The organism is Companilactobacillus bobalius, from assembly GCF_009764355.1.
In genome coordinates this window covers 130,295-156,752 of sequence record NZ_LNUA01000033.1, presented here as the reverse complement: position 1 = coordinate 156,752, position 26,458 = coordinate 130,295, and the positions used below count along the sequence as shown (strand labels likewise).

Sequence of the window (26,458 nt, the reverse complement as noted above, 5' to 3'; positions counted from 1 at the left end):
AAGACACATGTTAATCCCTACTGTAACATAAGTATTTTCATAAGAAAGGTCTTGCTTAAACACAATATAGATAAAACTCTGTATAATTTAATTTAGTAACAGTACAAGGGGGAAAGCCAATGCTAAAGATAGATCATATTAGTAAACAATTCGGCGAGTTACAAGCTTTAAAGCAAGTAACTTTTGATGTTGCCGATGGTGAAATTTTAGGGTTGATCGGTCAAAATGGAGCTGGGAAGTCGACTACCTTTCATAGTATTTTGAACTTTCTGAATTACCAAGGTACTATTTCTTGGAATGATAAACCAATCACAGAGAGTGTTTTCGATGAAATTGGTTATCTTCCGGAAGAACGTAGTCTAATGCCAAAGTTGACGATTGAGCAACAAATTATTTACTTAGCTCGATTGAAGAATAAATCAGCTAAGGAGATTAGACCAGTAATCGATGACTGGTTGAAAAAGTTTGCGGTTAAAGGGACTAAAAAGGATAAGATTAAGGATTTATCTAAGGGTAATCAACAAAAAGTACAATTAATTTGTACTTTGATTCATGATCCTAAGTTAATTATTTTGGATGAACCATTTAGTGGTCTTGATCCTGTTAATTCTGATTTATTGAAACAAGCTATTCTGGACGCTAAAAAGCGTGGTGCATCGATTATCTTTTCCAGCCATGATATGGAAAATGTTGAAGAACTGTGCGATAAGTTAGTAATGTTGCGTAATGGAAAAGTCGTTTTGCATGGAACCGTCCAAGAAGTACGTGATTCCTTTGGAAAAACTAGAATTTACGTTACAACCGATAAAACTATCGATGAATTAGCCATGTTGCCACATGTGGTCGCTGCTAAACCATTAGAAAAACGCCGCTTTGTTCTTTATTTGGATGAAGAGTCTTCAGGTAAAGCTATTTTTGATGAAATAACTCAAGGCCAATATATCGAAGAATTCAGTCAACAAGCTCCAACTCTGAATGAGATCTTTAGAAGAAAGGCTGGTGAGAAAGATGAATAAGTTATGGATCGTAACTTTTGAAACCTTTTTGAGACAAGTTAAGTCATGGAGCTTCGTCATGTTGATTCTGGGACCATTTTTAATGTTAGGTATTACGATTGGTGCAGGGTATCTAGGAGCCGCTGGTGGGGCTGATAGTTCTAATGTAGCGGTTATCAGTTCACAGCCAACATTACGGAAGAGTTTTTTTAAAGAGAATTCAGATGACATTGATAAAAAGGTTACTGATGAAAAAGTAGCTACTAAGAAGATGAAGAAAGATAATTTAGCAGGTTATATTGTTTTAAAGGCCGACAATAAGTGTGTAACGGCCAAGTATGTGGGAACAACCTCATTAAGCTCATCAATGAAATCAAAAGTAAATTCTTTCTTAGTTCAGACTCAGCAACAATTGAATATGTCACGAGCAAAGTTGTCGGCTCAACAGTCACAAGCTTTACAGCAACAACCTAAATTAACAGAGCATATTCAAAAGAAGGCCGGAACCGCTAATTTGGGCAAAATCATATCCTTCTGGATCACAGTTATTATGGTCTACATGATTTTGATTACTTATACTAGCATTACAGCCCAAGAAATTGCTTCAGAAAAAGGTACTAAAGTTATGGAAATTATTTTTTCCAGTACAACCGCTTTGAAATATTTCTTAGGTAAGATTTTTGGTGTTTTGTTAGTCATTTTGACACAAATTTTAGTTTACTTAGTAGGTGGTTGGGGTGCGTACATCTTTGCCGAGAATTCATCGCTGACCAAGTCGTTTGTTAACGAGTATCAAACGTTGATTAATTCAGTTATGCATAATTTGTTAAGTGTTAACCTGATTTACCTATTATTAGGAGTAGTTATTTACACCATCTTAGCGGCCTTTTGTGGAGCTTTAGTTGCGAAAGTAGAAGACGCGTCGAAAGCAGCTCAACCGGTCATTATGTTGAATTTGGTGGCATTCTTCGTTACATTTCCATTCCAGAATAACGTGGATTCAATTGTTGTAAAAATTTTGTCTTACGTTCCATTCTTTTCATCATATTTCATGCCGCTACGTTTGATCAATAACAACGCTAGTACCATGGAAATAACGATTTCACTATTAATTCTCTTAGCAAGTATCATTTTGTTAGCAATGTATATTGGTAAAATTTATCAAGGCTTGATGTTGCAGACAGATGATTCTAGTTTTTGGAAGAGATTCAAACGGGGATTGTCATATAAATAGAAAAAGAGCTATAACTTCTGTTGCGAAGTTATAGCTCTTATTTTTGCTTTTATATTAATAACCATGGTTCTATGTTTTATAGTGGAAACGCGTTCCACAGGCCAGATTCCTGTGCTTTGCCTGACTTCACGAACTGTCTGCTACGCAGCCAATTCGCAAAGTCCTGCAAATGCTCAGAATCTAACCGGCTTGTTCCACGCTCTATTGAAATACGTTCCACAGGGACAACCTTTTCCGGTTTGCTACAGAAGTGAAATCATCCGCAAAGTTCAACGGATAATTCCACTTCTTAGGCAAATCCTCGGAGGCTAACCGTCCCTGTTACACGCTCTCTTTAGAAGAATGCTCCATATAACTTAACGGCACAAACCGCACCTAAGATTGGAGCAACAACTGGAACCCAGCTGTATTTCCATTGAGAAGAACCTTTTGGATTTAAAGGTAATAATGCATGCAATAGACGTGGTCCTAAGTCACGAGCTGGATTCAAGGCAGGTCCTGTTGGTCCACCAAATGAAACAACTAAACACATAACTAAGAATCCTAATCCGATAAAGTCGGCACGTGGATCAATGTGATCTGATGTCAAAGCAACGGCACCAAAGACTAAAATAAATGTTCCAATAAATTCGTTAATAAATCCGTTGATACGACTGTTTTCAGCATCGATAGTTGAGAATGTTCCCAAGATACTTTCGACGTTTTCAGTCTGATTGTAATAAGGTTTGTAGGCGGCAACGATCATCAATTGACCGAAGATGGCACCTAAGAATTGAGAAATGATATATGGACCGACTTCAGCCCATGGGAATTCTCCGTTGAAGGCAAGTGCCAATGTCATGGCCGGATTAATTTGTCCACCAGAGATGGGACCAAACATCATGGCTGGAATCATAACACCGATACCATAACCAAATCCAATCAAAATCCACCCACCGTGGAAACCTTTTGTTCCTTTTAATTCAACGTTGGCAACAGAACCGTTACCGAGGGCAACCATGATGGCTGTTCCGATAAATTCAGCGACACAACGTACTAACAACGTATAGTGCATAATAGATACTACCCCTAAATATAATTTAAATTTTCTCATTAGATTTATATTATAGTTAGTAAAACACGAATATTAAAATTCACTCAAAAATGGGTCAATCGTTTGTAATTCGCTCTAATTTGTCTTTCAAGAGTGCAAATTAACATAAAAAAATTGTCCCACCAATACGGGGCAACCATCACTAACACAAATAGTAAAATAAATCAAATAATGAGCAACGTGTAATATTGTATCATACATTCCGAATATTTTTTGACAAACAATTAAATATTGGGTAGTTTTTGCTATATAGTAGGAGCATAACCTAAAATTAAAAATGAGGTAGAAAGATGAAAGTTCTTAGTTTAGTTAATTTAACCAAAAAACAACGAGAGAAGATCGAATCAATTTCTAATATTGATTTACAAGTTGTATCTCCCAAACAGGTGACACCAGAAGATTTTGATGGTGTGGAAGTACTTTATGATTGGTCCAATACTTTGAAGGACGCCGTAGTTAAAAGCGATACTTTAAATTGGATTCAAGTTGTCCGTGCAGGTGTTGATGCACTGCCATTACCTGAATTAAATAGTAAAGGCGTTATTTTAACTAATGGATCAGGTGCTAATGCAATTAATATTGCGGAACAAACTTTGGCTTATATGTTAATGTTTGTTCGTCGCATGAATTTGACAGCAAGACATCAAGATGCAAGAGAGTGGAAGCATGATGAAGGTTATGACGAAGTTTATAACAAGACTGTCATGATTGTCGGTGTTGGTCATATTGGAACTCTGATTGCTAAATACGCCAAGGCTTTGGGTATGAAGACTATCGGTGTTCGTCACAGTGATAAACCAGCCGAATATATCGATGAAATGATTCCTATGTCAGAACTTTCTAACAGAATCAATGAAGTTCACTTTGTGATCAATGCCTTACCAGACACAGACGAAACTTTAGGTATCTTCAATAAAGATTTATTCGATGCTATGTCTAAGAAGGCTTATTACATTAATATTGGTCGTGGCAAGACAACTAATATGGATGATTTGGTTGAGGCTTTGAATGATGAAGCTATTGCTGGTGCTGCTTTGGATGTAACTACACCAGAGCCATTACCAAGTGACAGTCCACTTTGGGATATGAAGAACGTTATTATCACGCCACATGATGCAGGAATGAGCGTTCATTATGAAGAACGTGCCTTTGATATTTTCAAACGTAATCTTAAGTCATACGTTGAAAATGGTGAAGTTGTTGAAAATGTGGTCAATTACTCACTAGGTTATTAATATGTTTTCGTTTACAAAGTGAAAGTAACTTGAGAAATTCGACAGAAGTATTTAAAATTGAGTTAGATATATGAAAGGAAAAATAATGTTATCTAGTGACTATTTTATAGGATTCATGTCGATTTTCTTGTTTTGGCTCTTACTTTTACTTTTGGAAATAATTTTAAACATGAGGAACACGATAATAGAATTATCTTTCTTTTCTGATGAAAAACTAAGTACGTTAGATAGAAAACTAGATCAGCGCTTTGGAGCCCGATTTCAAGGACCCTTCGAATTTATTGAATTTTTGATTATCGGTTATATCGTCTATGCAGTGTTGACCGATTTGAGATTCCAAGGTTTTCAATTGGATGCATCATCATTTGGGCAGATTATCTTTTTATCCGTCATTGTTGTAGCTGTAATGGTGGGTGACATACTGTTGATTGCTAAGGATTTACATATCTATAAATTTATTAAGCACTCAGTTACGCTATCTAAGAAAAATTAAAAGTCCATAATTTTATGGGCTTTTTTGTTTGATTTTGTCTCAATGTCATATGGTGACACATTGATTTCATATAATTGCCCTAGATATTAAGTGGAGGGTTTAAATATGAAAGAAAATGTTGAATATACGGCTAGTACTATAGAGGATGCTGAGGCAGCCATGAATGAAGCTAAGTCATTTGAAAATGATCGAAGATGGGTAATTACAACTATGATTGGTCTTTTGATGACACTGAAAGATTGAATCAAATGCCCTTGAAAGAACTTGTAGGACACATGAAATCTCTAATTGGAGCCAAATTAGAATTGGAACAATTAGGCAAAGAATTTATTCAAGATGTCAATCAATATACAGAGTCGTTCAATCAAAAAGTAGATCAAATTGATGGTCGATATGAGGATTTTGCATATGTATGTCGTCATCCTAATGAAGAAGCATATTGTGCTAAGCATAATGGAATGTTGCCACAGACTAAACCGATTGATTATTTCCGAAGAACATTTTCTAATAGAGCTATTGTATTAGGTATTATTATGTGGATAATTCCAATTACACGTATTCTGGGAATACCTCTTTTAATTCTGGGAATTATTTTCCATTCTTTTGCCAAACGTGGATATAGAATTTCTCAACCGATTGCAAGTTTAAAAAATCATTTAATAGTTTCAAAAAAGAATAGCATCCTAAATGCTGATAAGAAATATTGTCAAGATCATGACTGCAGTGATACTACTTTGAAAGAAAAATTTAAATATGATTCAAGTTTGACACCAATTTATTCGGCTTTTACAGATCAAGTCAAGCTTGATAAAAACCAGGCAGAATATAAATTAAGTTATTATAGTGAAGTTATTCGACAAAACATTGTATATTTTCCTAAAACGGCGACTGATAATATGCATTACTTTTTTGAAATATATAAAACCCTATTAGAGGGAGTTCCCACTTGGGAAAAAGCCCTGAGATATGTGGGTCAAAATCAAAAAATTGAAGAAATGAAAGATACTCTTACTGATGCAATTAAAAATGCGACTTCAGAAATTACACAAGAAATTAGAAGTGCCACAAGTAAGGTAACATCAGAACTTAAGAAGAATAATGAAATGTTAAATAACGTAGCCCAAGAAACACATCGTCAAACCGATGCCATTAATTACTGGAATACTGTTCAAACTACTATGGAAGCATATCAAATTAGTGTTATGAACGAAACCAGAAAGAACACTGAAACTATAGCTGCACAATATCGTAACTAAAAAAAGGTACTTCCGTTCACGGAAGTACCTTTTTGAGTCTAATCATATCTTTTAAAACTAATTTATTTTCGATGATTGGTTCGGAATAGTTATCAACAAAAAAATTGTTATCAATGTTAACAACTCGAAAACCGCATTTTTGATAAAGGTAGAGTTGTGCAAAACTAGTGCTACCAGTTCCAATTTCAATTGTCTTGTAATTGTGTTTCTTAGCCCAATCACAAGTAAAGTTAATTAGATACTCGCCTAGACCATGATTACGATGTTTTCCATCCACAGCAATATTCACAATTTCCACTGTTTTTGGGTGAGTGTCTAACAGTAAAACCACGCCCAATAAATCTTTTCCACAGACTAATTCAAATTTATAGGCTCGTGGTAAATAGCTTTTAATTATTTCTTGAGACGGATCGGCCTCTAAAAATAGTTGCCTGTGTTTATCGGTGATTTGTTTGATAGGTTGAATTTTATTTTCTGATTTGTCCATCGCCTTGTACCAGATACTTTGTTGTTGTTAGTTCGTTGGCACCCATGGGACCTCTAGCGTGTAGCTTTTGAGTACTAATACCAATTTCAGCACCGAAACCGAATTGTTGCCCATCAGTGAAACGAGTTGAGGCGTTAGTGTAAACAACTGCGGCATCAATTTGTTTCATGAATTGGCGACTGCTACTATAGTTTTCGGTAATAATTGATTCGCTATGCTTAGTGTTGTATTTGTTGATGTGTTTGATAGCATCGTCAATTGAATCGACAATTTTAATGGCAATAATATAGTCGTCGTATTCGGTACCCCAATCTTCTTCAGTAGCAGGCACAATATCAGGTACGATAGCTTTAGATAAAGTGTCGCCACGGACTTCAACACTATTAGCTCTTAAAGCATCAAAAAGTTCAGGCAAAAATTGATTAGCAATGTCGCGATGTAAAATTACTTTTTCAGCGGCATTGCAAACGGAAGGGCGCTGAACTTTGGCATTGATGATAATCTTAAGAGCTTTGTCCAAATCGGCATCCTTATCAACATAGATATGGCAATTACCAGCACCGGTTTCAATAATCGGAACTTTAGCTTTGTCGACGACCATCTTGATAAATTTACCACTACCACGAGGAATCAAGACATCAATGTATTGGTTCAATTCCATCATTTTTTGAGCTGTTTCATGACTAACATCATCGATCAATTGAACAGCATCTTGGTTAATACCGACTTTTTGAAGGGCATGACGTAAAGTTTCTGAGAGAGCAATGTTGGAATTGATAGCTTCCTTACCACCACGCAAAATAACAGCATTACCGGCTTTAAAACATAAGCCGGCGGCATCAACGGTAACGTTAGGACGAGCTTCGTAAATCATTCCAATAACACCTAAGGGGACACGCTCTTGAGTAATGTCGAGCCCGCTAGTTGTTTGCCAGCCACGATCAACTTTGCCAATGGGGTCAGGTAGTTCGACAACTTGACGTAAGCCGTTAGCCATATCATTGATACGATCAGGTGTAAGCAACAAACGATCAAGCATCGCTTTTTTAGTACCGTTCTCCTTAGCTTTGTCATAGTCCTCTTTGTTAGCAGCGACAATTTCCTTAGTATTCAATACTAGACTGTCGGCCATAGTCAAAAGGGCTGTATTTTTTTCTTTGGAACCTAGTTGTCCTAATTCAAAGGCAGCATCTTGGGCTTTTTGGCCCATTTCTTCGAGATTAGTCATTATTTTCACTCCTAAAACGCTTTCTAATGTTTTAAGTATATCAGTTATTGGAAAAAGTAGTTACGCAAAAAAATAGTGGACCAATGTCCACTACTTTCTTGTCTAAGTAATTTTAATTTTTTTGCGTTGTGTTGTTGTCAACGTAATTAGTATTCTACTCTATTTTATGTGGCTGTCAACATATTTAACTGTTATTAATATTTTGACTAATCTTGCCAATCATTTCTAAGAAGAGACGTTGTTCCTCAGTACTTAAACCTTCAGTGGTACTTTTTTCAGCTTCCAAAAGAATAGCGTGTAGTTTTTTTGCCATTTCAGTACCACTGTTAGTTAAGCTAACGAGTGTTATACGTTTATCTTCTTTAGATTTAGAAGTTGTTACCAAGCCAGCTTTAGTCATACGGTTGATTGATTTGGCAATAGTTGAGTGGTCGACACATAAAGTAGTGACTAATTTATTTTGTGAAACATTATTATTTTTGAATAATTCCAGTAGAATCATATCCTGACCAGGGTAGAGTCCCAAAGGTCGAATTCTTTTAGTAGCGAGATTCTTGTAACTAGTAATCAAAGTAACGATAGCTTTGGCAATAGGGTATTCGTTGTTCATATTTTCCTCCTGTAGGTCATTGAATGTTTTTGGAGAAGAGAGTCCCAACTGCATCGCCGGAAAGAATATTGAAAATAACATCAGGATTTTTACCATTTGTAAGAACCATCTGTTGATTATGTTTCAAAATTAATTCTGCGGCTTTTAGTTTAGTTGTCATACCACCAGTTCCATATTTAGTTCCGTGACCACCAGCAGCGGCAATAATATCAGGATTGATTTTGTTGATACTGTCGATTAAATGAGCATCAGGAACTTTGAGTGGATTAGCTGAATAGAAACCATCAATATCTGATAACATGATTAATAAATCAGCATCGACTAAATTAGTTACGATAGCCGACAATTGGTCGTTATCACCAAATTTAGTGTGATGATCCAATTCAGAAACAGTTACAGTATCATTTTCGTTGACGATAGGGATGGCATTGTCCATTGACATCAATTCTTGGAAACTGTTCATCACATTAGTATGACTTTCGGGATAATCGATTATATCACGAGTAATCAACATTTGGGCGACTGACATTCCATATTCGTGAAAGGCTTCATTGTAAATCTGCATCAATTCTGCTTGTCCAACAGCGGCAACAGCTTGTTGTTTGGAAATTTTGATAGGACGCTTATCGATTCCCAGTACCCCCATACCGACACCAATAGCTCCAGATGAAACAAGAACGACATCTTTACCATCTTTTTTTAAAGTGCTAAGTACATGAGCTAGTTCTTTAATAACTTCTAAGTTGATTTTGCTGTTTTGACGAATCAGAGTACTAGTACCAACTTTGACTACGATTCGATCACCATAAATTTGGCGCTTATTTTGCATTTTTTCCATCCTCTAAAAATAATTGATTAAGTTTGTTGACTATTTAACACTAATATTATTATGCTAAGGCAAGAAGTGAAATAAGAAAAGGGTGTATTTAAATTGTATAAAGTATTAATCGTGCTTCACGAAGGCGACGACTATATCCGCATGAATAAAGTTTACATTGAAAGTATGCCCGTTGCTGGACAATATATCATTCATACAGATGGTTTGGCCTATTATGTAGAAGAAGTAACCACCTTTGTTGGTTATGTAAGTAGTAAGGGCGCTATTGCAATAGTAGTTGTTCATCCAGCTCCTAAGGATTCAGCTGTTAATAAGTTATATGGTGTAGATATTGAACGGGATTTGGATGATCCTGAATATAATAAAAATTAAATAGTATTTTAAGGGTGAGTTTAAGATGCCGCCCTCCACAAAAATCGGGAATGCATTGGAACGCTATGGGCACGGCTTGAAGCTAATTATTTCACACTTCGTGCAAAATAATGGATCTTCAAGTCCGGCCTTATTGTAAACGGCAAAGCCGTTAACAATAATCTCATAGCTGAATGCATTTCCGATTTTTGTTTCGGGCTAGATCCTATTCTTATTATTTATTTCGGGGTAAATAATAAATAGCTATTCGTTAGATGAATTAAAAGCAGTATCTATTTTATGGGATTAGTACACTTAAGTGTATTGAAAACTATGAATAAATACTGCTATTTTTTATCAGTTATTTCAAAAATTTAGAAAAGAAACAATACATAGAATACGTTTACTAGTCTGGAGTAACAAATCCAATTGGTCTCAGCTGTGAAATTGTCCTTAGTGGGTTTCCCACTTAGGACAAGACCAGTATTTGAGATAATTGTGAACTTCAATTAGCTCAAATCTGTGTCCACAGCGTTCCAGACCAATTGGATTTGTTGCGGAAGACGGCATATTTCACATAAAATTAATAAGAAAAACGTAATTTACAAATGTAGGCTTGCAATTTCTTGGTTTTAGTTTTAAATAGAAGCTGATAAGTCTATATTTGTAAACTTTATTTTCGAGAATTGGTATTAACCAATGTTCATGCGCTTTAGAGCAAAAAAAATAAAGGCCTACCACTAGCCTTTATTTTTGCGAGAAATTTAAACCAGAGCCTACCACTAACCCTGATTCCTAAGCAGTTGAGAAGGAGTACTACTCTAAAAGGATAACAATGAAACATTGTTAGGTTAATACATCTCGCCTATATAACCAAATTAATTATAAGTCTGATATAAATTTATTTCTACAATTCAGGAAAATAATTTGAGCAAAAAAACAAGATTTTAAAAAGATTCATAAATTAAATACACTATTTTGTTGTATTTGATGACATCAATGACAGAGGATACATTGAATGTCATACTCTAAGTACGTGTAGAATACTGATATTATATAACTTGTTCAGAAAAGTATAAGTATTTTATATAAAACTGGAAGCACATCAGTGACATTGTGATACATAATGGACATTGATAAAGAGAGATTATTGCATATTGAGGATATCTTATAGAGAAGGGTGGTATGACTTTGAAAGAAGTACGCATTTCTAGCGTGGAACGTGATAACTTTATTCGATCAGTAGAGGAGTCTGTTGGATCTTTTAACTTGGGTCGTGAAGGATCATTAATAAGACTAGTGTTCAAGCACCTAGAATTACTAGAGTATAATGACAGTTTGGAAGACGAGTTAAATAACTTTCGACGTGATTTGATTGAATATGATATCAACACGGGTCATCGTCACAATCGTGATGTAGAGGAATTATTATTCAAAATTAAAAATCGTAATTTACCGTATATATAATATAAAGTAGGAATATTCTGTATTCCTACTTTTTTTGTGCTTGATGCGATAATATTATGGTCATGAGGTGTGAAAATGCTAAAAATAATTCCTAGATCTATCCAAGATGTGCCAACATTAGAAGTCATACAAGAAGAACTAATTAATGAACCTTTGCCACTAGTAGTTTTTTATCACGGTTGGCGTTCAGCCAAAGAACAAGTTTTGACACAGGCCAGAAAATTAGCGCAGAAAAATATTCGAGTTGTTTTACCTGATGCACCTAATCATGGAGAACGTCATGCGGATGTTTCCTCGGTACCTTCAGTGACTTTCTGGAACAGTATTCAAGGCAATCTCAGTGAATTCTCGCTAATTTGCCAGTACTATCAAAAAAGTGATTTGATAAAAGATCAAAAGATCGGTGTTGGTGGTTACTCGATGGGCGGTATCACTACGGCGGCTTTATTGACGCAACATCCAGAAATCACCGCTGCTACAGTAATCATGGGCACACCTAATTTAAAAGGTTATGCTCAATTGATTATTGATGATGCCCAAAAACGTAATTTATATATGCCAGCTGATTTTGATAAATTGGTAGCTTGGATCGGTAATTACGATCTCAATAGTCGGCCTGAAAAAATCAATCGCCGTCCAGTCTTATTTTGGCATGGGACTAAAGATCCACGAATTCCATATCGGATGTCAAAAGATTTCTTCGATAATTTGCAAGGAAAAACTTATGGTGAGCAAGTAGCCTTTATTACTGGGTACAGAGCAGGGCATTTAGTGGAACCAAGATTGATGGATAAGATTGCTAATTTTTTTGAGTACTATTTAGAGTGATTTGCTTTAGGAACGAAGATAAATAGGATACCAAGATTGATTAGTCCTAAGATGACTAAAACGATAAATGCATGTTGAGTACCAATGGCAGTTGATGTTGCAGTACTCAAATGAGTGTTATTTTGACTTTGAGCGATAATGGCGGAAACAATTGAAGTACCAGTAGCTCCAGCAAACTGTTGTAAGGTGTTGAATAAGGCGTTACCGTCAGCTTGATCGTTGTTGGAAAGATATTTGAGACCGTCAGTCATAATGTTACCGAACGACATACCCATACCTAACATGTAGATAATGTAGAACCAAATAATCATTGTGTTACTTAACTTCAGACTGAAAATTGTAAAGATAATCAATGAAATATTAGCCAGAGTTACACCGGATAAAATTGGAATTCTGGCGCCAACCTCGTCCAAAATTTTTCCACCTAAAGGAGCTAAAATAGCGCCGACAACTCCGGCAGGTAAAACGGCTAAACCGGCAACGGTGGCGTTATTACCGTTAACCAACTGAATATAGTTTGGCAGTATAAAGGCAAAACCTAGAGACAAGATCTGAAATAGGAAGAACTGAATAGGTGACCACTAAAAATGTGATTTTTGAGGACACCTAAATTCAACAATGGTTCACTAAGACTGTTGGAGCGAAGGATGAACCAAATTAAACCGATAATTCCAATAACAAAGGCTAAGATAACAGTTAAATTCATTTGGCTCATGTTACTGAAACCAAAGATAAGGCCAGTAAAAGTTAGAATCAAAGCAATTAAACTCGGCAAATCAAATTTAGACTTTTGCAAAGGACTCTTTTGATTAATGTTTTTAATACCTAAAAAGAAAGAAATAATTAATACTGGTAGTAAGATGACAAAAATATAACGCCAACCGAATGAACTGACGACTAGGCCACCGAAAGTAGGACCAATAGCGGGAGCTACAGCTGTGATTAAGGTACCTAAGCCCATCATCAGACCGATTTTACTTTCGGGAACATTTTCTAAAATGATATTGAACATTAAGGGTAAAGCAATTCCTGTTCCTAATCCTTGAATAACACGTCCTAAAAGAAGTGCAGGGAAGATAGGGGCTATGGCGTCAATTAAAACCCCAAGAATGAAGAAGAGGTTTGCATAGATAAATAAAGTTTTAGTTTTAAAATTGCGTTTAAAAAATGAAGATAAGGGAACGATGATGGCAACGACTAACAGATAGATGGTAGTCATCCATTGAACAGTTGAAGTGTTGATGTTGAATTCTTTCATCAAAGTAGGGAAGGCTATGTTCATTGAAGTTTCAACGATAACCCCACAAAATGACATTAGCCCTGCCGCAATGACTGCCAGCAGAACTTTTAGTGGTATCTTTTCTTGATTTTCCATTATTTTTCCTCCTGAAAAGCTTGGAATTTAAGAAATTTCTCAACAATGGTTAATTCCTCAGTAGTAAAATTTTTCTCTAATATTTGCTGTTGATGAATCATGTAGTCACTGATTTTCCTTTCGAGTGCATGTGCTTTGTCAGTTAGATAGACTGATTTTTGGCGAGCATCTTGAGTTGAAGGTTTTCGATAAATCAAATCTTTTTTTTCCATTCGTTGTAAGGCAATCGTGGCCGTTGAACGTTGGATAAAGAATTCTTCCTCTATATCGCGTTGAAATAGTTCTCTGTCTTTATTGTGACTGAGAAAGTCAATGATCGACATTTGAACCCAAGTCATATCGTAGTCTTTGGCAAAAGCATCGAAGCGTCGGGACAATTGAGTGGATGCAATTTTTAGTAATGTATTGGTATTTTTTGACGTCATAAGTTAACCTCTTTAAAATAAATGTTAGATGTCTAACGATTAATTATCTTACTACGATGTTTTTTTGAATGCAATATGAAAAATGCCATCTTACACAACAAGTACGATTGGTCTCGAACGAATACTATTAAGAAAAAATCCTGTTAGGCTTATGTATAATCGGCCTTAACAGGATTTTGTTATTAATTTCTATAAAATTTTATACTTCATTTCGAATAGCTTAGTATGTAAAATCTTTCCACTGGTAGTCTTAGGAATTTTCTCGACTAAACGGAATTCAGTTGGGACTTGATAGTCGATTAAATTGTGACGACCAAATTCTTCCAGGGTAGCACCACTGAGATAGGCGTTCTGCTTTAATTCGATGTAGGCTACTGGGACTTGGTTTTCTAAATTATTATCAATTCCGACGATACAAATATCGACAATACCGTTGATACTGCGATAAATATTTTCAATTTCACGTGGATAAATAATTTTGTTACCACGATAGATCAATTCCGACTTGCGACCCTTGAGGTAAAGAAAATTGTCTTCGTCCAAATAACCCATATCGCCAGTTTTGAAGAAGCCATCTTTGGTGAAACGTGATTGGTATAGTTGACGTTTATTCAAATAACCAATAGCAATAGTGGGTGATTTAACCTCAATACAGCCGATATTATCTTGATTGATATCGGTAATTCTTATTTGTTCCGTGAAAAATGGTTGTCCACAGGATCCAGTTTTAGCCTCAGCATCGTTGAAACTTAAGGCGGCAATATTAGAAGTGGTGTCAGTCATGCCATATGATTGCAATACGGGGATGTCGAGCATGTTACAACGCAAGATAGTCCAGTTATCGACTAAACCATAACCTAGGAAAACACAACGGAATTTAGAATTGTAGCTTTTGCCTTTGGGTAAAGTGTTTAACAAATCTCGCAACATTGGTGGCGTAAGTGAGATTATTGTGGCTCTTTCATTGATAAGAACTTTATTTATCTGACTAATATCAAAACCATCAATTAAATAAACGCCAATACCATAAATCAATGAACGCATAATGATTGAAAAACCGGGAGCATTGAAAATTGGTAGTGTTAGAACCCAAATATCTTGTTTGGTAATGCCTAAACTCAAAGAAGTTCCCATAGCAGAGAAGAAAAAATTGCCATAAGTCAGCATAACACCGATATCATTGTTATCATTAGGAGTATAGAGAATAACAGCAACCTGATTATCGTCGAATTCGGAAACCGGCGTGTAGTCAGCACTTTTGTTAAGGCTCAAAATATCGGACATTAAGGTCTGTGACCAGTCCACTTTGGTAATCTCTTCTGTGGAAGCAGAGTCACTGATCAGGATAGTTTTGGGCTTGCAATCGTGAATTTGATAATTCAATGAATCAAAGGAAAGCTCGGTATCAAGCATGATTGTCCGTGCACCTAATTGTTGAAGTGCTAGAATGGCAACGTAACCGTTGAAACAATTATCGGAAAATAATGCTACGGGATCATTTTTGCGAATTCCGCTGGTAAATAATTTGCTAGCAAATAATTGAACACACACATTTAGTTCTTTGAAGGTGAAATCCGCATGTTCTAGGATTAAAGCCACCTTATCTGGATCTAATTTTGCACGTTTGACTAACCAATTTTCCAAAATGTGACCTCTTTTCCTTTAGTAATTTGATATTATTAAAATTGCTATAACTTGATTGTAAAACATTTGAAGAATAAAATTTTAACTAATTATGAAAAAAATTGAGGTAAAAAATGAGTTTGCTAAATGATTTGGGAATTGAAGTAGTTGAAGAAGGAAAACATAAAGTGGTTTTGCAGATGGATATCAACGACGAACATCTACAAATGGAAGAAAAAAAGGCTGGCAGTATCAATGCTATGTTGTCAGAAACGGCTGCTAGTATTGGGGCTAATTTGAATATGGAAAACAATGATACGGCTGCTATTTTGAGTGTATCGCTTCATAACCTCAATTCATTGAAAATCGGCAAAATTCAAGTAGAAGCAATCTCAATTAGAAATGGTAGTAATATTCAAACGTGGCAAGCCACGATTCATTATGACAACAGCGCTATTACAAATAGTTTGAGTACTATTACCTTAAAAAAAATCCAGATCTAACTTAATGACGATAGATTCTGGAATTTATAATTTCGAAAAAGGCCAATACAACTAGGCTTAATCCGAATAATTGATAAATGAATATAATTGTTTTAGAAGGGTTCAGAATAAACACAATACCTGCAAGCATTAGAAGGGCTGAGTAAAAATAGTCCAAGTAGGGTGTTATCTGAACCCTTTTTGTCATCTCGTGAGAATCTCGGAATTGATTGATACCATTCACTAACAAGATGATACCTAAAACGGGAGGTACCAAATTAACAAAAAAACGTGCAAATAGTAAAACCCCTAAGGCCAAGAATAAAGCGCCGACACCTAATCCAATAGCAATATTGTTTTCCCCTGTACTTTTACGAATACTTAAACCGTCGATAATTGATAGAACACCATAGATGGCGATGTAAGTAGAAACGATGTAGATGATGATATCAAAACTCTTGATTGGTGCAATGACAATTAGAATACCTGCCACTAGTAAAAAAATGAAACGCAACCAACGATAAAGCTGGAATTGCTTAACCATATTGTGATCCCCCTAGAAATGTCTAAATATATGATAACAGAAAATAGAAAAAATAGAATTACTCATAAATAATGTGTTCACAATCTGAGTTATCAAAATATAAATAAATTGATATATCAGGACGTGAGCATATTGCTTCTATTGTGAAATTATTATGGTACGGTATAAGTAACTGATACTAGGAGGGACAACTATGAGTGTTCGTGCATCTGATAAAATGGTCGAAGTTTTAGAAAAATGGGGTGTCGATAATATTTACGGAATACCAGGTGATTCCGTTGATACGACAATTGATGCTTTGTATCGTTCACAGGATAAGATTAAATTTACACATGTTTTGCATGAAGAAGTGGCTGCCTTGTCGGCTGCCGCACATGCTAAATTAACAGGTAAGTTAGGTGTTTGTTTGTCGATTGGTGGACCAGGAGCTATTCATCTGTTAAATGGTTTGTATGACGCTAAGATGGATCATGCGCCTGTTCTAGCAATTTTAGGACAAGTTCAATCGAAACTATTGAATACTGATTTCTTCCAAGAAGTTGATACGCATGTTTTGTTTGAAGATGTTGCCGTTTACAACAAAATTATCATGGATCCACAATCACTGCCAAGAATCATGGATGAAGCTATTAGAACAGCTATTGCTAAAAAGGGTGTTGCTGTTTTGACAATTCCAGATGACATTCCAGCACATATGATTAAGGATAATTTCACTCCTAATGTTGATAATTTCAAGTTAGATGACTACAAAGTTAATGATGATCAGATTAAGCAAGCCGTGGAAATGATGAAAATTCACTCTAATCCGATTGTTTTAGCTGGTGTTGGTATCAAAGATGCTAAAGCTGAAACAAAAGAATTCATTGAAAAATATAAACTGCCAATTATTTTGACAATGCCTGCCAAAGGGATGGTAGACGATGACCATCCTTATAACTTAGGTCAGTTAGGTAAATTGGGGACTAAACCGGCTTTTGAAATGATGCAAAAGGCTGATTTGGTAATTATGCTGGGTACAGACTATCCTTATGCACCATATTTAAATAAGAAAGTTGATGCTATTCAAGTTGATATCAATGCCGATCGCTTAGGTAAACGTCGTCACGTCAATTTAGCTATTCAAGGTGATACCAAAGAAGTCTTGAGTCGCTGGAATGAATTAGGTGAACCAGTTAAGGAACGTCATTTCTTGGATCTAGCAGTTGCAAAGATTGGCCAGTGGCACAGTTGGATGCATGATGTTTATTCCAAGAAACACGATGGTGTCTTACCGTCATTAATGTTCCATAATCTTAGTAAGAGTGCTCCTCGAGATACTGTATGGTCGATTGATGTTGGTACTTCGACAGCTTTTGGTGCTAGATTCTTAACCGCTAAATCTAGTCAGATGTATACTATTTCAGCTTGGTTAGGGACGATGGGCTGTGCTTTGCCAGGCGCGATTGCCGCCAAGATGGATATGCCTGATCGACCAGTTTATGCGATTGCCGGTGATGGTGCCTTTTCAATGGTAATGCAGGACTTTGCAACAGCAGTGAGATATAAATTGCCAATGCTATTTGTGGTCTTGAATAACAAACTACTAGCCTTTATCGAATATGAACAACAGTCAGCTGGGCAACAGAATTATGGTATCAGTTTGCCAAATATTGATTTTGCCAAGTTTGCTGAAGCTTGTGGCGGTATCGGTGAGAGAATCACAACTGATGAACAGTTCTCTGAAGCAATTGCCAAGTATCGTAACCCTGAAAAACCAGTTCTTTTGGATGTAGCAGTTAATGATGAGGCTCCACTTCCTGGTAAAATTATGATGGATGAAGCCCAAGGCTATGCTAAATTTGGTTTTGGTCACGTTGTTGATAAGAAGAGCTTGCCAGAATTACCACCAATGAAAGAAATTTTACGTTCATTCTTATAAAATTGAGATACAAAAAACCCGCCAATCTTTTTTAGATTCGCGGGTTTTTGTGTATCTAGTTATTAACGTCTGATATCAACATCATCAGCTTTAACAAATTCATCAGTAGCGACACGATAGTACTTTACACCATTAATGTAAGTAGTGGCATCGACTAACCAATTAGAACTAGCACCAAGAGTGCGTTCCTTAACTAGTTGACCTTTGTCGTTATAAACATTTTTAGCTGAATCGGCATGAGTTGTAACAACCAACTTGGCTGGTGTGTAAACATAAACGTCATCGGCTTTGACAAACTTGTTAGTAGCGACACGATAGTATTTATCACCATTGATATAAGCAATACTGTCAGCTTTCCAATTAGAATTGGCATTGAGGACGTAGTTTTCGACTAATTGACCTTTAGCATCATAAACTTTCTTACTTGAATCAGAATGAGCTGCCACGGTCATCTTAACTGGTGAATATACATAAACATCAGTGGCCTTAACAAATTCATTAGTAGCAACACGATAATATTTTTCACCATTAATGAAGTAAGCCTTTCGATCAGTGATCCAGCTTGAACTTGGAGCTAATGTCTTATTAGCAATCAAATCTTCTTCAGCTCTGTAAAGTGGTTTAGCAGAGTCATTGTAAGTTCTGATGTACAAATTCAAAGCTTCGTATGGATAGGCTTGAATAGTTTTGACGAATTCGTTAGTAGCAACGCGATAATAAGTTGTTCCGTCGATTGTGATAACGGCATCGCTCTTCCAATTAGTGTGATGAGGGAGGATACGACCTTTGATTGCTGTCATTGTATTGTCAGAATCAAGTCCATAAACTTGAACATCTGGTTTGTCAGCGTAGGTAGAAATTGTCTGATATTTCATTTCAAGAGTGGTTTCGTTACCAGTAACGTTTGAATTACTGTTATTTGAAAGAATCTTTGTGTAAATGACCTTATCAGCAGTAGTAATGCTGCCATCGGGATTGATAATGGCTTTAACTGTTCTGACATTTGAGCTGTAACCATCAATTTTTGGTACGACAACTTCTAAGGTATCTCCGACCTTACCGCTTAAGCCAGTAATTGTTTGGGTAGCATCTTTAGAATCCTTGGTTGTAGGAATATTTAAGGATTGATTGTTAACTGGATTACCAGTGTAAGTAACTTTTTCATTAGGAGTGACGGTTCCATCAGGATTCATAGTACCAGTGATAGTAGATTTATCAGGAGTATAGCCTTGAACATCAGGAACCTTGATAGTTACACCATTCTTGTTGTCGACTGTACCAGTTAAATTAGTGATAGTTTTATCACCATCGGGTGTACTGATAGTGATTTTACCGTTATTAACAGCATTAGGAGTGTAATTGACAGTTTCGCTAGGTGTGACAGTTCCATCAGGATTCATAGTACCAGTAATAGTAGGTTTGTCAGGGGTATAGCCTGGAACGTCGGGAACTTTAATGGTTACTCCATTTTTATCATCGACAATACCAGTTAAACCAGAAACAGTTTTATTACCTTTAGATGTACTAATAGTAGCTGTGACATCTTTAATATCGTTTGGTGTGTAGTTTACTTTTTCATCAGGAGTAACAGTTCCATCAGGATTCATGGTGCCAGTGATAGTAGATTTATCAGGAGTATAACCTTGAACGTTAGGTACCTTAATACTTACGCCACCTTTTTTATCAACAGTACCGTTTAAACCTGAAATTGTTTTACTACCTTTAGGTGTATTGATAGTAGTTGAGGCGTCTTTAATATTATTAGGAATGTAGTTAACAGTTTCATTAGGTGTGACAGTTCCGTCGGGATTCATAGTACCAGTGATAGTGGATTTATCAGGGGTATAACCTTGAACGTCGGGCACCGTAATAGTTACTCCGTTTTTGGCATCAACGACTCCATTTAGTCCTGTAACAGTTTTATCACCCTTGGAAGTACTGATGATGGTTGTGACATCTTTAATATTGTTAGGAGTGTAGTTAACAGTTTCATTAGTAGTAACGGTTCCATCAGGATTCATAGTACCAGTGATAGTAGATTTATCAGGAGTATAACCTTGAACATCGGGAACTTTAATGGTTACCCCGTCTTTTTTGTCAACGGTACCGGTTAAGCCGGAAACAGTTTTATCACCCTTGGAAGTACTGATGGTAGTTGTGACATCTTTAATATTGTTTGGTGTGTAATTAACAGTTTCGTTAGGTGTGACAGTTCCATCAGGATTCATAGTACCAGTGATAGTAGATTTATCAGGGGTATAACCTTGAACGTCGGGTACCGTGATAGTTACTCCACCTTTTTCATCAACAGTACCAGTTAAACCTGAAATTGTTTGACTACCTTTAGGTGTGCTAATAGTAGTTGAGGCACCTTTAATATCCTTTGGAGTGTAGTTAACTTTTTCATCAGTAGTAACGGTTCCATCAGGATTCATGGTACCAGTGATAGTAGATTTATCAGGAGTATAGCCCTGAACGTCAGGAACCTTGATATTTACACCATTCTTATCGTCAACAGTACCAGTTAAGTTAGAAATAGTTTTATTCCCATTAGGTGTACTGATAGTGATTTTACCATTATTAACAGTATTTGGAGTGTAGTTGACGGTTTCGCTAGGAGTAACAGTTCCATCAGGATTCATGGTACCAGTGATAGTAGACTTATCAGGAGTATAGCCTTGGACATCAGGAACTTTAATAGTTACTCCGTCTTTTTTGTCAACGGTACCGGTTAAGCCGGAAACAGTTTTATTACCCTTGGATGTGCTGATAGTAGTTGAAGCGTCTTTAATATTGTTAGGAGTGTAGTTAACGGTTTCATTAGTAGTAACAGTTCCGTCAGGGTTCATAGTACCAGTGATAGTAGACTTATCAGGAGTATAACCTTGAACATCGGGCACCGTAATAGTTACCCCGTCTTTTTTGTCAACAGTACCGGTTAAGCCGGAAACAGTTTTATCACCCTTGGAAGTACTGATGGTAGTTGAAACATCCTTAATATCGTTAGGAGTGTAGGTAACAGTTTCATTAGGAGTAACGGTTCCATTAGGATTCATAGTACCAGTGATAGTAGATTTATCAGGAGTATATCCTTGAACGTCGGGGACCTTGATAGTTACTCCACCTTTTTCATCAACGGTACCGGTTAAGCCGGAAACAGTTTTATCACCCTTTGATGTACTGATGGTAGTTGTGACATCTTTAATATTGTTAGGAGTGTAATTAACAGTTTCGTTAGGAGTAACGGTTCCATTAGGATTCATAGTACCAGTGATAGTAGATTTATCAGGAGTATATCCTTGAACGTCGGGGACCTTGATAGTTACTCCGCCTTTTTCATCAACGGTACCAGTTAAACCAGAAATAACTTTATTACCTTTAGACGTATTGATGGTAGCAGTACCGGTATCTATCTTTTTAGGGGTGTAAGTTACGACATCCGTAGAAGTGATGGAACCACCTGGGTTCATAAGTCCAGTAACTGTAGATTTGTCTGCTGTATATCCCTCAACGTTAGGAACGTTGACAGTCACAGTTTCACCAACTTTACCGCTAAGATGATCAACATGCTGATCACCGAGATTAGATTTAATTGTAGCTGGCGAGTCTGTATATGCAACGCCAACATAGTTGACTGGTTCTTTAACTAAAACTGTTTTACCGTCAGGTTGGATAATACCTTTAACAGATTCGGGGCTAGTATAACCTTCTTTAGTTGGAACTTTGACATCAACAGTGTCGCCGACATTACCAGAAATTCCGGCAACAGAAATATCTGGTAGCTTCGTAGTGCCATTTTGAGTTGCTTTGATTGTTGCAGAAGCACTAGTTACTGGGTTACCCGTATAAGTAATGTCCTGATTTGGATCTAAGGTAATAGTTCCATCAGAATTAATAGTACCAGTAATTTGAGAGGGACTTGCTGTGTAACCATCTGCCTTAGGAACATCAATTTTAACCGGCCCAACAGGACCAGTGACACTGACAGTTTGATCAGGGAAATTAGACTTTATGGTTACAGTATTAGTGTATTGTTTTCGTGAATAAGTTGGATTGTCAAAATCAACATCAACATCACCTTTGGAATTAATAGTCCCAGTTATAGTGCTTGAAGTGACATCATATCCAGCAACGGTTGGAGTATTAAAAGTAACTTTGTCACCGACTCGTGGATTTTCACCAGCATCATTTTTAGTACCAGTAATTTCCTTTGTTGAACCATCTGGTAATTTTACGGAAGCGGTCCATGTATTAACAGGATTGCCTGTATAAGTAATGTAATAGTTAGTTGTGGCAGTGGTGTCGTTAATGATTGTTCCATTAACTTTAGAAATATCAGATTTGTATCCGGGTAATTGAGGAACTTTGACATCAGTAACTGCACTGTTAAGGGTTCCCTGGACAGTAACATTTTGATTACCAAGGTTAGAAGGAATTGACATTGTGGCGTTAATAATTGTGACAGTTTCATCTGGGTTAGGAACCAAATTGATTTTTGAAACAGCGGGAACTGTATCAGTAAATAGGGTTCCAAGAGTTTGTCCGTTATCATTGGCAGCTAAAGTTGAAAATTTTATATTATTGTTGCTGTCGTACCAGTGATTGGAAGCTTTAGAAGGTAGATCAGTATAACTCTTAAAACGATTGTATTTGGATAATGTGATTTTATTTAAGTTAGTACCATCAAACATTCCCTGACCTATGGAAGAATCTCCAGTTTCATTAGGAACAGGGCTTCTGGTCATATCCCATGTACTTAAATCAAGATTGGTTAAATTAGCATCATTTTGAAACATACCAGTTAAGTCTTTGTGGTTACGGAATTGCCAGTTGGCAAGGTTAACAGTTTTAAGATTAATATCATTTTTAAACATATAGGAATCATCAGTAGATTGAGCAAAAGTTGAATATTGATCAGCAGGTAGGTCAATTTCAGTGACAGAGCTGTCGTTTAAAAACATTTTGCTTGAATTTTTTACAAAGAACAAATTAAGAGATGAAAGATTCAGTTTTTGATTGTCGGCAGTATGTGTTTCCCCTGCATTTGTTGCATCAACTAAATTAGTATCATTAGCAAACATACCAGAAGTATTTTCTGTATCAGAAACATCAAGATTATCGATGTTTTTAATACTCTTCAAATTAGTAAGGTTAGCAAACATATGGTTCATATCAGTAGCGGCTGTAACTTTACCATCAAAAATAATGGTATTGATACTGTCAGCATTAGTTGCCCATGGAGAAGTTGGGGTAGTTGATTCAGTTGTAGTACCAGTAGTTGAACTGCCGGTAGATGTTTTATCAGTTGATTCACTAGTCTTGTTAGTTGTAGTTGCAGTATTGTCAGCTAAAGCAGTTGTGGATGATGCTGTACCAAGATGAAGAACGCCATCAGTAGAAATGTACCAAGGGGTAGTTCCTTGGGTACTTTCAGCGATATTTCCATCAGGTAAGGTGGTAGCTTCTGGTGTAATTGAAAGAAGTTCTGCCTTAACACCTAAATTGGCTAATTTGGTTTTTGAAATCGCCAAATTAGTAGCTAAAGTTTTTTCAGCTACAGGAGTGTCTTTGGATTCGGTTGTGGTTGTGTCAGAACTAGTTTTAGAATTGACATTTTCATTAGTAGTATCGGCATTTGAAGTGTCTGCCTGCGTACTATCAGTTGAAGTTGTACCTGTTTCAGGAGTAACTGTTTGTGTTTCAACAGCTCCTGATTCTTTTGTATCAGTAGTTGAACTTACCGGAGTATCAGTTGGCTTAGATACAGCAGCGGTTTGATCTGTTGCTGTTTTTTTGGCTGTGTTGTCAGTAGTAGTGTTGGCAACTGCAGCAAGTTTATCTGTGGCTGATTGAGTTTCCGTCGAAGGGGCTTTGGCAGTCAAAGTTGTTTGTACTTGGTCATTAGTTGTATCAGCTTTAACCAAAACACTTGGTGCGCTTAGTAGAAACAATCCCCCTGCGATTGAAAGGCTACTAAGAACAACCCAGTTCTTCTTTGATTTAACGAGACGCTTTTTCTCGATAGTATTTGGATCGTGCTTTAATTGTTGAAATCTCATAATTATTACCCCTTTATTCTATAAAGAATATAAAACATCACGGTATTGATTATAGTTCTCTACTATTTTTATAATATTTCAGAAATGATAAACAATTCTTAACAAAAATGGAACATTTATCGTCAACAAAAGTATTAATGAAAAAATTATATTTGTGATAAAAATAAATCATTTATATATAATGGTATATACAGGATTAATGCGGATCTAATTTATCGAAAAAACATATGGCTAGGATATATATTGAAAATTCAAACTTTCCAGTCTTGATAGTGCTTCCAGCCTTTATAAAAGTCTTGCAAGTAAATTAAAAAAACATTAAAATAAGACGAATTATATAAAATAGTAATCTGAATTATTCAATACAAGATTTCTTGTAAGAAGGGATGTTTATATGAGAAACCTTTTTAGGCGTTTGACCCTAAAAGAAGATCCGAGTATTTATGAAGATAAAGATTCACATTTAGTGAGAGTTTTAACTGTTAAGGATTTCTTGGCTTTGGGAGTGGGGACGATTGTTTCAACTTCTATCTTTACTTTGCCAGGGGTTGTTGCGGCTCAACATACAGGGCCATCAGTTGTTTTTTCATTTATAATTGCGGCTGTTGTAGCCGGATTAGTAGCGTTTGCCTATGCTGAAATGGCGGCAGCAATGCCATTTGCGGGTTCAGCTTATTCATGGATTAATGTTATGTTCGGAGAATTCTTCGGCTGGATTGCTGGTTGGGCACTGTTAGCGGAGTATTTCATTGCTTTAGCATTTGTTGGTTCGGGGCTGTCAGCTAATTTCCGTGGACTACTGGAACCGATTGGGATTCACTTCCCCAATGCAATTGCTAATACTTTAGGTAGTAACGGTGGAGTTTTGGATTTAGTCGCGGTTATCGTAATTGCGGCCGTGGCATGGCTACTTTCTCATGGAGTTAGTGGTGCTGCTCGAGTTGAAAATATTTTAGTTGTTTTAAAAGTTTTAGCGATTTTAGCTTTTATTGTTGTTGGACTAACAGCAATTCATATTGAAAATTATGTACCATTTATTCCTAAGTACCATTTGAATAGTGATGGAACTGCTTTTGGTGGTTGGCAAGGAATCTATGCCGGTGTTTCAATGATTTTCTTATCCTATATTGGATTTGATTCGATTGCGGCCAATTCGGCTGAAGCCAAAGATCCAGGCAAGACGATGCCACGTGGTATTTTAGGTTCATTGTTGATTGCGGTAACTTTGTTTATCGCTGTAGCGTTAGTTTTAGTAGGAATGTTTAAATATTCTTCATACATTAATAATGCGGAACCAGTTGGTTGGGCATTACGCCAAGCCGGTCATCCGTTGGTAGCTAGTGTAATTCAAGCCATTGCGGTTGTCGGTATGTTTACAGCGTTGATTGGTATGATGCTGGCAGGTTCACGTCTAATTTATTCCTTTGGTCGTGATGGGATGTTGCCTAAGTGGTTAGGTAAACTTAATCAGAAGAAACTTCCTAACAATGCCTTATTAGTTTTATCAATTGTTGCCATTGTTTTAGGTGCTGTTTGTCCCTTTGCTTTCTTAGCACAATTGATTTCAGCTGGTACTTTGATAGCCTTCATGTTCGTTTCTTTGGGAATCTATCCATTGAGAAAAAGGGAAGGTAAGGATATTCAGAATCCTGATTTTAAAATGCCGTTCTATCCAATTTTGCCAGCTTTAGGTTTTCTAGGTTCACTAATTGTTTTTTGGGGACTAGATATTCAAGCAAAACTTTATGCTGGCGGTTGGTTTGCTATTGGTTTAGTTATTTACTTTGCCTATGGAATGAGACATTCAACGTTAGGTAAAAAGTCTCAAGAGAAACAAAAAGAAGCTGCCAAGTAAATGGCAACTTCTTTTTGTTTCTCGCCCGAACGATTGTCGATCATCCAATCCATCGCTGGGTT

At 36.4% G+C, this 26,458-nt stretch carries 21 protein-coding genes and 1 pseudogene; 12 read left to right on the top strand and 10 right to left on the bottom strand.

All coding sequences use genetic code 11. The annotated features are described in order from the left end of the window. Positions 1-119 precede the first annotated feature (119 nt). Entirely contained in the window at positions 120-1,016 is an 897-nt protein-coding gene (locus tag ATN92_RS12125; RefSeq protein ID WP_056953335.1) for an ABC transporter ATP-binding protein, read from the top strand. Next, positions 1,009-2,229, top strand: a complete 1,221-nt coding sequence (locus ATN92_RS12120; RefSeq protein ID WP_056953337.1) for an ABC transporter permease — start codon at positions 1,009-1,011, stop codon at positions 2,227-2,229. Before ATN92_RS12125 ends, ATN92_RS12120 begins: the two co-directional genes overlap by 8 nt. Before the next feature lie 334 nt (positions 2,230-2,563). Here the strand turns inward: ATN92_RS12120 and ATN92_RS12115 are convergent, their stop codons facing one another. Beyond that, complete coding sequence (locus ATN92_RS12115) at positions 2,564-3,283, bottom strand: MIP/aquaporin family protein (RefSeq protein WP_025084767.1); 720 nt, start codon at positions 3,281-3,283, stop codon at positions 2,564-2,566. 329 nt (positions 3,284-3,612) lie between these two features. On the opposite strand from ATN92_RS12115, the gene ATN92_RS12110 reads away from it, so the two are divergent. The 4 genes from ATN92_RS12110 to ATN92_RS12095 all read left to right on the top strand — a co-directional run bounded on the left by ATN92_RS12110 (position 3,613) and on the right by ATN92_RS12095 (position 6,306). Then, entirely contained in the window at positions 3,613-4,557 is a 945-nt protein-coding gene (locus ATN92_RS12110; protein WP_056953339.1) for a D-2-hydroxyacid dehydrogenase, read from the top strand. 70 nt (positions 4,558-4,627) lie between these two features. Further along, positions 4,628-5,050 carry a hypothetical protein gene (locus ATN92_RS12105; RefSeq protein ID WP_056953341.1) on the top strand — a complete coding sequence of 141 codons (423 nt, stop codon included), beginning with the start codon at positions 4,628-4,630 and terminating at the stop codon, positions 5,048-5,050. A 105-nt stretch (positions 5,051-5,155) separates the two neighbouring features. After that, on the top strand, positions 5,156-5,293 hold the full coding sequence (locus ATN92_RS12100) for a hypothetical protein (RefSeq protein WP_156638762.1): 138 nt from the start codon (positions 5,156-5,158) through the stop codon (positions 5,291-5,293). Then, positions 5,245-6,306 (top strand): hypothetical protein, encoded by a 1,062-nt coding sequence (locus tag ATN92_RS12095; RefSeq protein ID WP_158106785.1) that lies wholly within the window; start codon positions 5,245-5,247, stop codon positions 6,304-6,306. The genes ATN92_RS12100 and ATN92_RS12095 overlap by 49 nt, the downstream gene beginning before the upstream one ends. 16 nt (positions 6,307-6,322) lie before the next feature. Here the strand turns inward: ATN92_RS12095 and ATN92_RS12090 are convergent, their stop codons facing one another. The 4 genes from ATN92_RS12090 to proB form a co-directional block, all read right to left on the bottom strand. Then, a complete protein-coding gene (locus tag ATN92_RS12090; RefSeq protein WP_056953346.1) occupies positions 6,323-6,793 on the bottom strand; it encodes a GNAT family N-acetyltransferase in 471 nt (156 codons plus the stop codon). Then, positions 6,774-8,021 (bottom strand): glutamate-5-semialdehyde dehydrogenase, encoded by a 1,248-nt coding sequence (locus ATN92_RS12085; RefSeq protein WP_056953348.1) that lies wholly within the window; start codon positions 8,019-8,021, stop codon positions 6,774-6,776. The genes ATN92_RS12090 and ATN92_RS12085 overlap by 20 nt, the downstream gene beginning before the upstream one ends. 184 nt (positions 8,022-8,205) lie before the next feature. After that, a complete protein-coding gene (locus tag ATN92_RS12080; protein WP_056953350.1) occupies positions 8,206-8,631 on the bottom strand; it encodes a MarR family winged helix-turn-helix transcriptional regulator in 426 nt (141 codons plus the stop codon). A gap of 16 nt (positions 8,632-8,647) precedes the next feature. Next, on the bottom strand, positions 8,648-9,460 hold the full coding sequence (gene proB / locus ATN92_RS12075; RefSeq protein ID WP_056953352.1) for a glutamate 5-kinase: 813 nt from the start codon (positions 9,458-9,460) through the stop codon (positions 8,648-8,650). Positions 9,461-9,562: 102 nt separating this feature from the next. Here proB and ATN92_RS12070 point away from each other — a divergent pair, with 102 nt between their 5' ends. From ATN92_RS12070 to ATN92_RS12060, 3 genes are all read left to right on the top strand, one after another. Continuing rightward, positions 9,563-9,841 (top strand): hypothetical protein, encoded by a 279-nt coding sequence (locus ATN92_RS12070; protein WP_054643555.1) that lies wholly within the window; start codon positions 9,563-9,565, stop codon positions 9,839-9,841. Positions 9,842-11,011: 1,170 nt separating this feature from the next. Next, a complete protein-coding gene (locus tag ATN92_RS12065) occupies positions 11,012-11,287 on the top strand; it encodes a hypothetical protein (protein ID WP_143444241.1) in 276 nt (91 codons plus the stop codon). A gap of 75 nt (positions 11,288-11,362) precedes the next feature. After that, positions 11,363-12,115 carry an alpha/beta fold hydrolase gene (locus ATN92_RS12060; RefSeq protein WP_056953355.1) on the top strand — a complete coding sequence of 251 codons (753 nt, stop codon included), beginning with the start codon at positions 11,363-11,365 and terminating at the stop codon, positions 12,113-12,115. Here the strand turns inward: ATN92_RS12060 and ATN92_RS12055 are convergent. From ATN92_RS12055 to ATN92_RS12045, 3 genes and pseudogenes are all read right to left on the bottom strand, one after another. Next, positions 12,103-13,490 (bottom strand): annotated as a pseudogene (locus ATN92_RS12055) (MDR family MFS transporter). The gene ATN92_RS12060 and the pseudogene ATN92_RS12055 overlap by 13 nt on opposite strands. Beyond that, positions 13,490-13,915, bottom strand: coding sequence for a MarR family winged helix-turn-helix transcriptional regulator (locus tag ATN92_RS12050; RefSeq protein ID WP_056953357.1), 426 nt, complete (start codon positions 13,913-13,915; stop codon positions 13,490-13,492). Before ATN92_RS12050 ends, ATN92_RS12055 begins: the two are co-directional and overlap by 1 nt. Before the next feature lie 189 nt (positions 13,916-14,104). Beyond that, entirely contained in the window at positions 14,105-15,559 is a 1,455-nt protein-coding gene (locus ATN92_RS12045; RefSeq protein WP_056953359.1) for an AMP-binding protein, read from the bottom strand. Positions 15,560-15,672: 113 nt separating this feature from the next. Between ATN92_RS12045 and ATN92_RS12040 the strand changes: the two genes are divergently transcribed. Then, a complete protein-coding gene (locus ATN92_RS12040; protein ID WP_054643558.1) occupies positions 15,673-16,041 on the top strand; it encodes a PaaI family thioesterase in 369 nt (122 codons plus the stop codon). Between the two features lies 1 nt (position 16,042). Here ATN92_RS12040 and ATN92_RS12035 read toward each other — a convergent pair whose 3' ends face one another. Further along, positions 16,043-16,564, bottom strand: coding sequence for a DUF308 domain-containing protein (locus ATN92_RS12035; RefSeq protein ID WP_056953362.1), 522 nt, complete (start codon positions 16,562-16,564; stop codon positions 16,043-16,045). A gap of 193 nt (positions 16,565-16,757) precedes the next feature. On the opposite strand from ATN92_RS12035, the gene ATN92_RS12030 reads away from it, so the two are divergent. Then, on the top strand, positions 16,758-18,482 hold the full coding sequence (locus tag ATN92_RS12030; RefSeq protein WP_056953364.1) for a pyruvate oxidase: 1,725 nt from the start codon (positions 16,758-16,760) through the stop codon (positions 18,480-18,482). Positions 18,483-18,544: 62 nt separating this feature from the next. Here the strand turns inward: ATN92_RS12030 and ATN92_RS12025 are convergent, their stop codons facing one another. Then, positions 18,545-24,541 (bottom strand): beta strand repeat-containing protein, encoded by a 5,997-nt coding sequence (locus ATN92_RS12025; protein ID WP_087721289.1) that lies wholly within the window; start codon positions 24,539-24,541, stop codon positions 18,545-18,547. A 394-nt stretch (positions 24,542-24,935) separates the two neighbouring features. On the opposite strand from ATN92_RS12025, the gene ATN92_RS12020 reads away from it, so the two are divergent. Beyond that, the gene (locus tag ATN92_RS12020) at positions 24,936-26,396 is read left to right on the top strand and encodes an APC family permease (protein ID WP_056953367.1); all 1,461 of its coding nucleotides are present in this window, start codon (positions 24,936-24,938) and stop codon (positions 26,394-26,396) included. Positions 26,397-26,458 lie beyond the last annotated feature (62 nt).